This window comes from Sphingobium amiense (assembly GCF_003967075.1).
In the GTDB taxonomy this organism is placed as follows: Bacteria; Pseudomonadota; Alphaproteobacteria; order Sphingomonadales; family Sphingomonadaceae; genus Sphingobium; species Sphingobium amiense.
Genome location: NZ_AP018664.1, coordinates 40,662 through 53,429 on the forward strand (window position 1 = coordinate 40,662; position 12,768 = coordinate 53,429).

At 64.2% G+C, this 12,768-nt stretch carries 13 protein-coding genes; 6 read left to right on the forward strand and 7 right to left on the reverse strand.

The features are described 5' to 3' along the window. Positions 1-80: 80 nt before the first annotated feature. Positions 81-2,663: a glycosyl hydrolase 115 family protein gene (locus SAMIE_RS00215; RefSeq protein WP_232037325.1), complete on the forward strand. Its 2,583-nt coding sequence runs from the start codon at positions 81-83 to the stop codon at positions 2,661-2,663. Here the strand turns inward: SAMIE_RS00215 and SAMIE_RS00220 are convergent. Genes SAMIE_RS00220 through SAMIE_RS00230 form a run of 3 tightly spaced genes read right to left on the reverse strand, consistent with a single transcriptional unit; the run spans position 2,652 to position 5,824 of the window. Further along, positions 2,652-3,287 (reverse strand): TadE/TadG family type IV pilus assembly protein, encoded by a 636-nt coding sequence (locus SAMIE_RS00220; protein WP_232037326.1) that lies wholly within the window; start codon positions 3,285-3,287, stop codon positions 2,652-2,654. The two genes, SAMIE_RS00215 and SAMIE_RS00220, sit on opposite strands and share 12 nt — an antisense overlap. Next, on the reverse strand, positions 3,287-3,895 hold the full coding sequence (locus SAMIE_RS00225; protein WP_066701292.1) for a TadE/TadG family type IV pilus assembly protein: 609 nt from the start codon (positions 3,893-3,895) through the stop codon (positions 3,287-3,289). Before SAMIE_RS00225 ends, SAMIE_RS00220 begins: the two co-directional genes overlap by 1 nt. Before the next feature lie 3 nt (positions 3,896-3,898). Further along, a complete protein-coding gene (locus tag SAMIE_RS00230; protein WP_332003754.1) occupies positions 3,899-5,824 on the reverse strand; it encodes a TadE/TadG family type IV pilus assembly protein in 1,926 nt (641 codons plus the stop codon). A gap of 200 nt (positions 5,825-6,024) precedes the next feature. On the opposite strand from SAMIE_RS00230, the gene SAMIE_RS00235 reads away from it, so the two are divergent. Next, positions 6,025-6,915, forward strand: coding sequence for a peptidylprolyl isomerase (locus SAMIE_RS00235; RefSeq protein WP_066701290.1), 891 nt, complete (start codon positions 6,025-6,027; stop codon positions 6,913-6,915). Between the two features lie 4 nt (positions 6,916-6,919). On the opposite strand, the gene SAMIE_RS00240 is transcribed toward SAMIE_RS00235, so the two are convergent. Next, positions 6,920-7,381: an Lrp/AsnC family transcriptional regulator gene (locus tag SAMIE_RS00240; RefSeq protein WP_066701289.1), complete on the reverse strand. Its 462-nt coding sequence runs from the start codon at positions 7,379-7,381 to the stop codon at positions 6,920-6,922. A gap of 153 nt (positions 7,382-7,534) precedes the next feature. Between SAMIE_RS00240 and ald the strand changes: the two genes are divergently transcribed. The 3 genes from ald (at position 7,535) to SAMIE_RS00250 (ending at position 9,792) form a co-directional block, all read left to right on the forward strand. Further along, the gene (gene ald / locus SAMIE_RS00245) at positions 7,535-8,650 is read left to right on the forward strand and encodes an alanine dehydrogenase (protein ID WP_066701288.1); all 1,116 of its coding nucleotides are present in this window, start codon (positions 7,535-7,537) and stop codon (positions 8,648-8,650) included. A 171-nt stretch (positions 8,651-8,821) separates the two neighbouring features. Further along, positions 8,822-8,962 carry a hypothetical protein gene (locus SAMIE_RS23215; RefSeq protein ID WP_157077770.1) on the forward strand — a complete coding sequence of 47 codons (141 nt, stop codon included), beginning with the start codon at positions 8,822-8,824 and terminating at the stop codon, positions 8,960-8,962. After that, a complete protein-coding gene (locus SAMIE_RS00250; RefSeq protein ID WP_066701287.1) occupies positions 8,962-9,792 on the forward strand; it encodes a sulfite exporter TauE/SafE family protein in 831 nt (276 codons plus the stop codon). The genes SAMIE_RS23215 and SAMIE_RS00250 overlap by 1 nt, the downstream gene beginning before the upstream one ends. 31 nt (positions 9,793-9,823) lie before the next feature. Here SAMIE_RS00250 and SAMIE_RS00255 read toward each other — a convergent pair whose 3' ends face one another. After that, the gene (locus SAMIE_RS00255) at positions 9,824-11,026 is read right to left on the reverse strand and encodes a phospholipase D-like domain-containing protein (protein ID WP_066701286.1); all 1,203 of its coding nucleotides are present in this window, start codon (positions 11,024-11,026) and stop codon (positions 9,824-9,826) included. Positions 11,027-11,142: 116 nt separating this feature from the next. Between SAMIE_RS00255 and rpoZ the strand changes: the two genes are divergently transcribed. Further along, positions 11,143-11,487, forward strand: coding sequence for a DNA-directed RNA polymerase subunit omega (rpoZ, locus tag SAMIE_RS00260; RefSeq protein WP_066701285.1), 345 nt, complete (start codon positions 11,143-11,145; stop codon positions 11,485-11,487). A 128-nt stretch (positions 11,488-11,615) separates the two neighbouring features. On the opposite strand, the gene SAMIE_RS00265 is transcribed toward rpoZ, so the two are convergent. After that, complete coding sequence (locus SAMIE_RS00265; protein ID WP_066701284.1) at positions 11,616-11,927, reverse strand: glycine zipper 2TM domain-containing protein; 312 nt, start codon at positions 11,925-11,927, stop codon at positions 11,616-11,618. Between the two features lie 128 nt (positions 11,928-12,055). Then, on the reverse strand, positions 12,056-12,766 hold the full coding sequence (gene ung, locus SAMIE_RS00270; protein WP_066701283.1) for a uracil-DNA glycosylase: 711 nt from the start codon (positions 12,764-12,766) through the stop codon (positions 12,056-12,058). Positions 12,767-12,768 lie beyond the last annotated feature (2 nt).

The window sequence follows — 12,768 nt, forward strand, 5'->3', positions numbered from 1 at the left end:
CCTCCTACAGATGGTAACGATACCATTTCAGGAGAGAGACGATGCAAAGGGGAGAGCGACTGCGCCTATCGCGGCGGAAGATGCTGGCAGGCTCCGCCATGCTGGCAGGAATGGCCTCCCGCTCCGGCGTCGCCATGGCCGCCAACACGGTCGCATTTCCGATGGTCGTCAAAGGCACGCCCGCAACCGTTCTGATCGACACCGCAGCGGACCCCGCCGTCCAGAACGTCGCCGCCAGTTTCAAAGCCGATCTGGAAAGGGTGAGCGGCGGCAGCGCGCTGCTGCTTCAGGACAGGCCGGGAACCGACCGCCGTCCGCTGGTGATTATCGGTGTCGCCGGGCAGAGCGCCATCATTGACCGCCTCGTTGCCGACGGCAGGCTCTCGACCGACGATCTCAAGGGGAGGTGGGAAGCCTATCGCCGCGTCGTGGTGCGCAATCCCCTCCCCGGTGTGCCCAGCGCGCTGGTCGTGATCGGCTCCGACCGGCGGGGCGCGATTTACGGAACCTACGACCTGTCGGAACGGATGGGCGTCTCTCCCTGGTATTGGTTCGCCGATGTTCCGGTGGTTCAACGCCGTGACGTGACGCTGCAGGTGCCGCGCACGCTTGACGAGCCGAAGGTCCGCTATCGCGGCTTCTTCATCAACGACGAAGATCCGTGCCTGAGCGGCTGGGCGCGCAAGGCGTTCGGCGGCGTCAACGCGGGCATGTATGCGCATGTCTTCGAACTGCTGCTGCGCATGAAGGGCAATTATCTGTGGCCGGCCATGTGGGGCAAGGCATTCGCGCTCGACGATCCCAAAAACGTTGCGCTGGCCGATTCCATGGGCGTGGTCATGGGCAATTCGCACCATGAGCCCATGCTGCGCGCGCAGGGGGAATGGCACCGGGGCGCGGATCGCGGCGAAGGACCATGGGATTACGCCCATAATCGGGAAAACCTCCAGAAATTCTGGCGCGGCGGCATCGAGCGGATGATGTCGAAGGGCGACGGGCGCGGCTATGAATCGGTGGTCACGATCGGCATGCGCGGCGACGGCGACGAAGCCATGGCGGAAGGCACCGCAATCGGCCTGCTGGAAGGCGTGGTCCGCGACCAGCGCAGGATCATCGCGGACGTCACCGGCCGTTCGGCCGAACAGCAGCCGCAGATGTGGGCGCTCTACAAGGAAGTGCAGGACTATTACGACAAGGGCATGACCGTGCCCGACGATGTCATCCTGCTTTTCGCCGACGACAACTGGGGTCAGATCCGCCGGTTGCCGCCGCCCGGATCGCCCCGGCGCTCCGGGGGCTACGGCGTCTATTATCATTTCGATTATGTCGGCGCGCCGCGTAACTATAAATGGACCAACACCAACCAGATCGAAAAGGTCTGGCAGCAGATGGATCTCGCCTACCGGCGCAATGCGCGGGCGATGTGGATCGTCAATGTGGGCGACATCAAGCCGATGGAATATCCGCTGGGCTTCTTCCTCGCGATGGCGTGGAACCCTGAAGCGATGCAGCCCGCGCAGCTTGCCGCCTATCCGCGCGACTGGGCGGCGGCGACTTTCGGCCCAGAGTTTGCCGAACCCATTGGCCAGATGGTCACCGCCTACAGTCAATATGCCGCGCGCCGAAAGCCGGAGCTGATCGACCAGAACAGCTTTCCCCTGGGCGGCATCGCGCCCGAGGGACTGGACGGCGGCGAGTTCGGGGACATGGTGGCGGAGTGGGATGCGCTGGAGACGCGAATGCTGGGCGTCCGGGACCGGCTGCGCGCCGACCAGCGCTCGGCCTATTTCCAGCTTCTGGAATTCCCGATTGCGGCGATGGCGAACCTTTACCGGCTCTACTATGCGGCGGCGTGGAACAAATTGCTTGCGTCGCGCAACGATGCGCGCGCCAATTATTTCGCCGATCAGGTGGAGCGGACATTCGCCAAGGACGCCGAACTCACCCGCCAGTATCACAGTATTAACGGCGGCAAGTGGGACGGCATGATGGCGCAGGTCCATATGAGCTACGTCATCTGGAACGACCCGACGCAACAGACGATGCCCAGCATCACGCGCGTCGCTGGCGATACGCCCGCCGACCGGCAGAAAGTGACGCCGCGCTTCGCGCTGCGCAAGCCCGTCCCCGAAGGCGTGGTCGCCATTGAGGCGACAGCCTATGCGCGGATGAGCCGCGGATCGGGGCCGCGCTGGACGCGCATTCCGCATCTGGGCCGCACCGACGGAGCGGTGGTGCCGCTGCCGCAGGGACTGCCGCCGACGCGGGTCGAGGATGGCGTCTGGATCGAATATGACGCGGCGCTCACGAAAGAGGGTGCGGGGACCGTCACGCTCTATCTTGCGCCGACGCTCGACACGCTGGCCAGGGGTGGGGGCGGCGGCAGCGTCAGGATCGGCCTGTCTGTCGACGATGGCCCGGCGCAGATCGTGGCGGCGCATCTGGAACCGACCGGCGGCCCGGAGGATACGGACGGCAAGAAACGCTGGGCGCGGGCGGTCTGCGACAATGTGATTGAGTTGCGCGCGGATGTCGGTCCGCTGACAGCCGGGCGTCACCGCATCCGCATCTGGCGGATCGACGACAATGTGGTGCTGCAAAAACTGGTGGTCGCGACCGCACCGGTCCCGCCTTCCTATCTCGGGCCGGTGTCAGCAGGTTGACGCGGTAACGCCCGTTACCGGATAGACCTGAGTGAGGTCGCGGCTGTCGCGGACATTATAGGCGGACACTTCGACGATGTCCTGCATCGCCACCGGCAAAAGGCCGATCACGGGCGTATAGCTGTAGGCCATTTCGACGAACATCACCGCCGAACCCTTGACTGCCGTGATCTTGTTGCCGGTCCGGCCCATCCCCGCGAAGCCCGTTCCGCTCTGCCCATCGCCCTGCACGCCATAGCTGGACGGGTAGTTTTTGGAGCCGAAGCAGCGCTGCCAGTGTATCCACTGGCCGTTGTCAGCGTTGACCTCCAGGCTCGACAGGATGATGCGGCTCTTGTGCGGCAGATCCATGGCGTCGCCCGCTTCGAGCGTCGCGCCCACGAACAGATCGTTGATTTCGGCCTCGCTGACCGGCTTGTTGGTCAGCACCGATGCATTGCCCATGCGCGATGCGTTGTCGGCGATCTGCGCCGCCATGTCCGACACGCGCTTCTTGATGACGACATAGCGGGTATATTCGATCCCCAGCGTGCCCAGCATTACGACGAAGGGCAGGCAGAGCGCGAACTCCGTCATGGCGATGCCCGAAATGGAGCGGAGAAGCGAGAAGCGACGCCGGGCCATCAGAGACATTTCCCGAGCGCGACGGCGGCCTGATCGCCATAGGGCTGGTTGCGCAGCACGGTCGATGATGTGATCTCGACCCGGTTCGACCAGCCGAGCAGTCCCGCCATCGGGAACAGGCGCGGGAAGCTCAGCCGCGCGGTGTAGATGACGGCGTCGCGCGCATTGCCCTGACCGGTTCGTGCGCCGTCCAGATCGCGCTGGCCGTTACCGTTCCAGTCATCGAAGCTCTCGCCATTGTTGCAGATGCCGTCATTGTTCGCGTCGATGAACGGCTCTGCCTTGGCCTGCGCCGCCTGATAGGTGAGATAGGCCTTGCGGGTGAAATCGACCGTGCCGCCGCCGCCCGCGACCTTCAGCACCTGCGAGCGGACATCTTCGTCTAGCTGCGTCTGTTTCGCCGCAACGGCGCTTTCCAGCGCCGAAGACCGACCGGCGCGGCGCATCTCGCCTTCCAGCACGGAGCGTGCGTAAAGCTGGTGGCCGATGTCGAACACGCCGAGCAGCAGCGTCAGGAACACCGGCGAGATCAGCGCGAACTCGACGATGGACAGGCCGCGCTGGTCACGGTGCAGGATGCGCCAGAGGCTGGCGGGCGTGCGGGCCATGGTTCAGTCCGTAATCCGCAGTTGCGCGATCTGCGTCGCGATCTCGGCGAAGCGGGCGTTGAGTTCGGCGGTGTTGTTCGCCTGATAGGCGCGGCCCGGACTGGCGCAGTTGGACAGCATCGTGTTGAGCGACGTGCCGAAAGCGATGACCCACAGGGTGATGCCCTTGCCCTTGATCGCGGTGCAGATGGCGGCGGTGCGGTCGGCGACTGTCGCATCCTGCTGCGCCTTGGTCTGGAGGCCGGTCGAGCGGCGGCGGTCGAGGCCGGGGAAGCCATAGGCGTCGTAGTGGTTGACCTCGGTATCGGTTTCGCCGTCCGTCATGAAGATCATGTGCCGCGAAATCGAGCCGCCATTGGCCGCGGTGGAATTTTCGGCGGCGAAGAGGCCCGTCGGCGAGATGAGCCGCCCGCCCCAGATCAGGCCGATGTCATGATAGGTTTTGCCGTTAGGCGTCAGATTGCTGAGATAGTTGGACAGTTCCGACGATGTCCGCGTCTTGAGCTTGGACGCGCTGTAGGGGCACACGGCATAGCTGCCCGACATATAGTCGCCGACATTCTGGTAATTGCTTGTCGTCTTGATGACAGAGGCCACATTGTAGCTCGTCATCGACGTGCGGGCGAACACCAGTTGGGACAGGGCAGGCCGCCAGCGGGTCGCCGAGTCCGTGGTCGGCACCGCATCGATGTCCATGTCGCGCGCATTGGCATAGTTGGTGCCGGTGACGGTGTCGCGCTCTTCGATGCAGCCATTCCAGGTGATCGTGCGGTTCACATGGTTATTGTTGACGGGCGCGGTGATGGTGCCGCCAGCCATCAGGCCGGAGGGAAGGTTGCCCTTCAGCCCCGAAACGTCATAGCTGATTGGACCATAATCCCAAAAATAGCGGGTGGTCGTGGTTGTCGTGCTGGATTCGAACGGGATGTCCGTTTCGGTCCACTTATCGACATAATTATTGTAGCGCGTTTCCGTTAACACGCACTGGCCGCCTGTGACGGCTACGCTATAGCTGCTGCCGTCGCGCGTGCGTTCGTAATCATTCTCATATTGGGTGCCGCCGCCGGGATAGGCGGAACTGCGGGTCGCCGTGATGACCTGAGTGGTCTTGAGCGTGTTGGCGGGTGCGTTACAGGCTTCAAGCGGCAGATTTGTCTTGATCGTCTGCGAAGAGCCAGAAACCTTGGTCACAGGACCGTTGGTCTTCTTGCGCGTCGTCGTCGATGTGCTTGTCACCTGATCCGTGCTGTTGGGACGCCGCGACTGGTAGGTCCAGTTGTCGACCATCCATTCGCGCTTCAGCAGCAGGCCGACGTTGACGGATTCCGAATAGGGCACGAAGCCGTAGCGGATCACCGATCCCGAAGTGCGCGCATTTTCAAGCGTCTGGTAGAAGGACTGGACTGCTGCTCGCAGCGATACGATCTTGTTGGTGGAATCGCCCGGATTGGTGTCGGCCATCGAACCGGTCGTATCGAGGACGAACATCACGTCCGTGTTGGGCAACTGCAATTCCGCCCGGCATGTCACCGCGACTGACTTGTTGTCGAAGCCCAGCACATGCATCAGCGTCATCGGCAGCACGGTCGATGCGTTGGCGGTGACGTTGCCGAGGCCATCGACCGTATAGTTCAGCGCCACATTGCTGGTGCCGAGCGATCCGTTGGGGAAGTTCGTCTGGAAAAAGCGGCGGGCCAGCGGCTCGTCTTTGTTCGTGTCCCACGTAAGGCCAACCATCGACTTGCGTCCCGCGAGCACCGAAGCGTCACACGCCTGCTGCATGCGTGAACGCACCAGATAGATGCGCGCCATGTCGAGGCCACCGCCCAGCATCCCGACGACCGGAATGATCGACGCGGCCACGATGGACAGCGCGTTGCCGGCCTGGTTGCGCCGAAGACGGCTTAGGAACGAAGATCGGACCACCACTTGATTGCCCCCCAATGCGGTGCAGCATTTCCATTCAATCCGGGCGTTTTAATTGAGAAGGCGTTAAGAATGATTTACCGTGTTTCGTCCGCTATTTGTGGCGCGTTTCGGATCGACGCACGTGAGTGATCCGGCGGATCGGTCCATCGCTGCGAGGGCAGGGGCTTTACAGACGGGCGGCACGCCTGTCTGTTGACGGCATGATGCCCGCCTTCCGCCTCCTCGCCCTCGCCGCTCTGTCTGCCATGCCCGCACTGGCGGCCGACACTCCCACGACGCCGTCCACCGTGGTGGCCGCCGCGCCTGCCGCTGCGTGGCGCGCGATTCCTGCCGATGAACTGCTGGTGGTGACCATCGAAGGCGGCAGGCGGGTCGTCATCCAGCTCGCGCCCGGCTTCGCGCCGCGCCATGTCGCCAACATCCGTGCGCTGGCCAAGGCACACTGGTGGGATGGGACCAGCATCAACCGGGTGCAGGACAATTATGTCGTGCAATGGGGCGACGCGACCGAGAAGAAGCCGCTGCCTTCTGGCCTCTCCCCCACCAGCGAAGCGGACTATGTGCTACCGATCGCCAACCGGCGTCTGGCCGTGACGCCCGCTTCCAGCCCAGACGCCTATGCTCCGTCCACCGGCTATGTCGGCGGATGGCCGGTCGCGATGGACGGGGAAGCGGCGTGGCTGCCGCATTGCTACGGCTATGTCGGCGTGGGGCGCAACATGGCGCCCGACGCAGGGACCGGCGCGGAACTTTATGCCGTCATCGGACAGGCGCCGCGTCAGCTCGACCGCAACATCGCCGTCGTCGGGCGCGTGATCGACGGTATGGCCTATCTGTCGAGCCTGCCGCGCGGATCGGGCGAGCTTGGCTTCTACACGGCGCAGGAACATCGCGTGCCGATCCTCTCGGTGCGGCTGGCGAGCGAGCTGCCGGTCAGCGAGCGCCCGCGCTTTGAGGTCATGGACGCGGCGTCCGCGAGTTTCGCCGACTATCTGCGCCTGCGCGCCAATCGGAAGGACGATTTCTACATTCGTGCCGCAGGCGGCGTCGACCTGTGCAACGCTCCGGTGCCGATCCGCGCCGCGCCCTGAGCCGTCACACGCCCCGCAGCCGATAGCCCTGCCAGTCGCGGATGCGCCGGATCGCAAAACTCGTGCGGATCGCCGACACGCCGGGCAGGCGCGCCAGACAGTCGCGGTGGATGGCGTCAAACCCCTTGAGGTCGGCGGCGGCCACGCGCAGCAGATAGTCCGCCTGCCCCGCCATCAGGTGACATTCGAGTATCTCCGGGAAATCCGCCACCGCTGTCTCGAACCGGTCCATGGTCTCGCGGCTCTGGCTGGTGAGCGAAATTTCGACGAAGGCGTGGAGCGCAAGGCTGAGCGCCGTCGGGTCAAGCCGGGCGGCATAGCCCGCAATCACGCCCGCTTCTTCCAGCGCCCTGATCCGCCGGTGACAGGCAGAGGACGACAGGCCGATCCGCTCCCCCAGCTCAGCCATGGAATGGCGCGAATCCGACTGAAGCGCCTCCAGCAGTGCGATATCGAACCGATCCATGCAATACTATCCCGACATTTACCCATATAGAGAGATAGCATCCTGATCTGAGACGTCAAAGGGCAGCTAATAGGGAACATCCAGCATGTCCATTGCGCTATAGTCCCGCGCACAAGGCGCAGGCGCGCCGCACCGCTTTCCGGAGAGAAGAGGATGATCGTAGGCACCGTCAGGGAAATCAAGAATCACGAATATCGCGTCGGTCTGACGCCCGAGAGCGTCCATGAACTCTCGGCGCACGGCCATCGCGTGCTGGTGGAAACCGGCGCGGGCGAGGGGATCGGCGCGAGCGACGCCCTTTATATGAAGGCAGGCGCGGAAATCGTCGCCACTGCGGCGGAAATCTTCGCCACGGCGGAAATGATCGTGAAGGTGAAGGAACCGCAGCCGCAGGAGCGCACCATGCTGCGCCCCGGCCAGATTCTCTACACCTATCTCCACCTCGCGCCCGATCCCGATCAGACCCGCGACCTGATCGCATCGGGTGCGACCTGCATCGCCTATGAAACGGTGACGGATGCTTCGGGCGGCCTGCCGCTGCTGAAGCCGATGAGCCAGGTCGCGGGGCGCATGGCCATTCAGGCGGGCGCCACCGCTCTGGAAAAGGCGCATGGCGGGCGCGGCGTGCTGCTCGGCGGCGTGCCGGGCGTCTTGCCCGCCAAGGTTGCGGTGATCGGCGGCGGCGTCGTCGGCTTCAACGCGGCGCAGATGGCCGCGGGCCTCGGCGCAGACGTGACCATCCTCGACCGCAGCCCCGAAGTGCTCGAAAAGCTCGGCATGTATTTCGAGGCGCGCGCCAAGACGCGCTTTTCCAACCGGGCGAACCTTGCTGAATGTGTAGCGGAAGCCGATCTCGTGATCGGTGCGGTGCTGATCCCCGGCGCCGCCGCGCCCAAGCTCGTCACCGCCGACATGCTCAAGACCATGAAGAAGGGCGCGGTGCTCGTCGATGTCGCGATCGATCAGGGCGGCTGCTTCGAAACCAGCCATGCGACGACCCATGCCGAACCCACCTATGTGATCGACGGCGTCGTGCATTATTGCGTCGCCAACATGCCCGGCGCGGTCGCCCGCACCAGCACCTACGCGCTCAACAATGTGACGCTGCCCCACGCGCTGCGCATCGCCGAACTGGGCTGGAAGGAAGCGCTGCGCCGCGATCCTCACCTGCGCGCGGGTCTCAACGTCTGGAACGGCCAGATCACCTATGAGGCAGTCGCCGAGGATCTGGGCCTTCCCTACACCCCGGCGGACGAAGCCGTCGCCTGAACGGCACCCGTCTAAAACCATGATCTAAACGGCGCTGTTCTGCAGGGGGGGCAGCGCCGTTTTGCCGTGTCATGGCGAGGAATTGTTTCCGATTTCTGTCGGAGCTGCGCGAAAGGAGGGTGCGGGTTCGCGGGCCTCATTCGTTAGACGGGTGGAGAGAGGGGCATCGACATGCCTTTCCCGCCTGATTTTGCCGAAGAGGGGCATGGGTTTCACGTCATGGTCGATATTCTGACTTTCGCCGCCTTGATCCGCCGGGGCGATGACCGCAACATGCCTGTGGGGCGCATCGGCCAGAAGGAGACGCGGTGATGCATGGCGATGTCATGGTCTGGCTGGTGCCGCTCGTCTCGATGCTGATTGCTGGTCTGGTGGCCGGTTTTGCCGCCGGTCTGTTCGGGATCGGCGGGGGCTTCGTTGTGGTGCCTGCGCTGCTCGTTGTCCTGCCGCTGCTGGGCGGGACACATGATGCCATCGCGCACGTCGCCATCGGTACGTCCGCCGCGACGATCATCGTCACGTCGATCCGCTCGCTTCTCTCCCACGCCAAGCGGGGCGCGGTGGAATTTGAGGTGCTCAAGACATGGGCGCCATGGATCGTGCTCGGTTGCGGCGCGGGCGTGCTGCTGGCGGGTCACGTCAACGGCAATGTCCTCAAGATGATCTTCGCCGTGGGCGTGGGCCTCATGTCGCTCAATTTCCTTCTCCCCAGCGTCAACGGCAAGGTGGTGAGCGACACCATGCCATCGGGCATCGTGCGCATGGGCATCGCCGGAGGGCTTGGCACCTTTTCCTCACTGCTCGGCATTGGCGGCGGCGTGATCGCGATCATGGTCATGACCCTGTGCGGCCGCACAATCCACCGCGCTATCGCAACCGCATCCGGCATCGGCACGCTGATCGCGATCCCGACCACCATCGGCTTTGCCATCATCGGGTTTAAGGAAACCGGCCTTCCGTGGGGGTCGCTCGGCTATATCAACGTGCCCGCCACCGTCGCCATCGCCTCCATGTCGATGCTGACCGCGCCGCTTGGCGTATCGGCGGCCCACAACATGCCTGCCGCGCCGCTCAAGAAGATCTTCGGTGTCTACCTCATAGTGATCTCGGTCCTGATGTTCCGCGCCGCGATGCGGGGGTGAGGGCGAGTGGGGAGGGGACACGCGCCCCTCCTCAATCCGCGTCAGGATCGCGGAAATTGAGCCTGCGTGTCACCGTATAGTCCAGCACGCCGACCAGCAGATAGCTCGCCCACTGCTTCGCGAGCGTCAGCACGGACCGGCTGGCGCGATGTTCTTCCAGGCTGATGGCGCGGCTGTCGCGTGCCTCTGAATCGATGAAGCGGCGAACCTGTGCGGCAAAGCCCGCATCCTCGATCCGCAGCATGATCTCCAGATTGAGGAACAGGCTGCGCATGTCGAAATTGGCTGACCCCACGAACACCGCGTCGTCGATCACGATCAGCTTCATGTGCAGTTTGCACGGCTGATATTCGAAAATCTCGACGCCCCGCTTGAGCAGGGGTCCATAGAGCAGGCGCGCCGCCGCCACTGTCGCGCCATTGTCCGACCGGGACGGCAGGATCAGCCGCGCGCCGTCCCGCCGCGCCGCCCGCGCAATACGCTTGAGCATGCCACGGCCGGGCGAAAAATAGGCGGCGACCATGTCCAGCCGCCGCGCCTGTTCCAGATCATGCTTCACCACCTGCGCCCAAGGGCTGAACCGCCGCGTCGGTCCGCCGATCAGCCAGCGCAGCGCTCCCCTAGACTGCTTTTGGTAAGGCCTGTGCCATTGGCGCACCATGCGGCGCAGGGTTCTGAAACGCTGTTTCTTCGTTTCGGTCCAGCGCCAGAGCTGCCCATACCAGCTCACCATCGCGCCGACGCTCTCCCCTTCGACCAGAAGGCCCACATCCCGCCAGCAATCGTCGGCGGGGATGCCGAAATAGCTGTCCTCGACATTGAAGCCGCCGATCATCAGGCGTCCATCGTCGGCAATCGTCATCTTCTGGTGATTGCGGATGAGGTAACGGGTCGAACGCCGCGTTCCGAACCGCGCGAAATGGACCCCGGCCTCCACCAGCGGCGCGAAGAAGCTGTCGGGCGTGCGCCCCGACCCGAAGCCATCGACCATCAGGGTCACGGCGACGCCCCGCGCCCTTGCTGCTACCAGAGCATCGCGGACCAGCGTGCCGCTCTCATCCGCCGCGAAAATATAATAATAGAGTTTGAGGCTGCGCCGCGCACCGGCGATCAGGTTGAGCAGTGCCTCGCGCAGCGCCGTGCCCTGCGTGACGAGGCGCAGGTGGTTGCCGTTGATGACGGCTTCCAGCACATCCCCGTCTCCGTCGTCGCTCTCGGGCCGAACCGTCGCCATGCACCCCTCGTGCCCCTGTGCCTGTCATGCCTACATGGCCTTTTATTGACTCTGCCACAACGCGCTGCTAGGCGGCCAGTTCACGACTTCCATTCGTTGTTTGCAGGAGGCCCTGTTTGGCCCGCGTTACCGTCGAAGATTGCGTCGACAAGGTTACCAACCGTTTCGATCTCGTTCTGCTCGCAGCGCAGCGCGCCCGGGAAATTTCCGGCGGTGCCGAGCTGACGCTCGACCGCGACCGCGACAAGAACCCGGTCGTTGCTCTGCGTGAAATCGCGGAAGAGACCGTTCTGCCTCACGACCTGCAGGATTCGCTCGTCGGTTCGCTCCAGAAGGTGCAGATTGACGATGACGACACGCCGGACGAAATCGGCTCGATCGCGCAGTCGGCGGAGGCTCTTCGCCTGACCGCCGCCGCGCCGCCGCGCAACCAGAATATCGGCGGCGACTACGACGGCTGACCGGCTGTAGACAAGTTCGGAGAGGGAATGAGGCCCGGCCCGCGCAAGTGGGACCGGGCCTTAAATTTGCCCCTAGCAAAAAAGGCCCGCCAACGGGCGAGCCTTTCCTGCTTACGCTTTCGCGAAGATCAGCATTTGGAATTGCGGTCGATCGCCCGGCCCGCAAGGGCACCCGCGCCCGCGCCGATGATCGTGCCCGGCGCCCGGTCGCCGCGCGTATCGACCGCCCGGCCCAGCAGGGCGCCCGCGACGCCGCCCAGCAACAGACCGGTGGTGCCGCTGCCCTTGCGGCAGCGATAGCGATAATCGTCGCGATAATCGCCGCGCCGCTCATAGCGGTCATAACGATGATGGTCGCGCGCGAACGAAGTCGACGGAACAACCGCCGCGGCGGTCGCGGCGGCAAGGGCAGTGGCCAGAATGGCTTTGCGAATCATCATGTTCTTCTCCTCTCAGAGCATGCAAATCAAAAACTGTGAGGAGCGTTATGGGCGCGGACACATGCGCCGAAGCTGAACCGCGATGTTATCCTTCGTTCAGGATCGTTACGCATCGCGTCCGCTGCATGTCAGGGCGCGTCGCCTTGTCCCGCCGCAACGGCGGGCAGCGCCCAGTCGATCGTCCCCCGGCCGTGCGCCGCAAGAAAGTCGTTGGCCCGCGAAAAGGGCCGCGATCCAAGGAAACCGTTGTGCGCCGAAAGGGGGGAGGGGTGTGCGGATCTGATGACCAGATGCCGGCTCTGATCGACGAAGCCCGCCTTCTTCTGGGCGTGAGCGCCCCAGAGCATGAAGACCACCGGCTCCTTTTTTTCTGCGACGAGCCGCACGATGGCGTCGGTGAACGGCTCCCACCCCTTGCCCTGATGGGAAGCCGCGCGGCCCATTTCGACCGTCAGGACGCTGTTGAGCAGCAGCACGCCCTGTTGCGCCCAATGTTCGAGGAAACCGTGCCGGACTGGCGCGATGCCAAGATCGGCCTGCATCTCCTTGTAGATGTTGACCAGCGATGGCGGCGTGCGCACACCCGGCTGCACCGAAAAGCAGAGGCCATGGGCTTGCCCCTCACCATGATAGGGGTCCTGGCCCAGGATCACGACCCGCACCTGATCGAGCGGCGTCAGGTCGAGCGCGCGGAAATAGTCCCGGCCTTTCGGGAAGATGCGCTTGCCCGCCGCCTTCTCCGCTTCCAGGAAGCGTTTGAGACCCTGCATATGAGGGGCGGAAAATTGCGTCGCCAGCGGGGCGCGCCAGCTTTCGTGCAGCCTGATCGTGTCGCTCATGG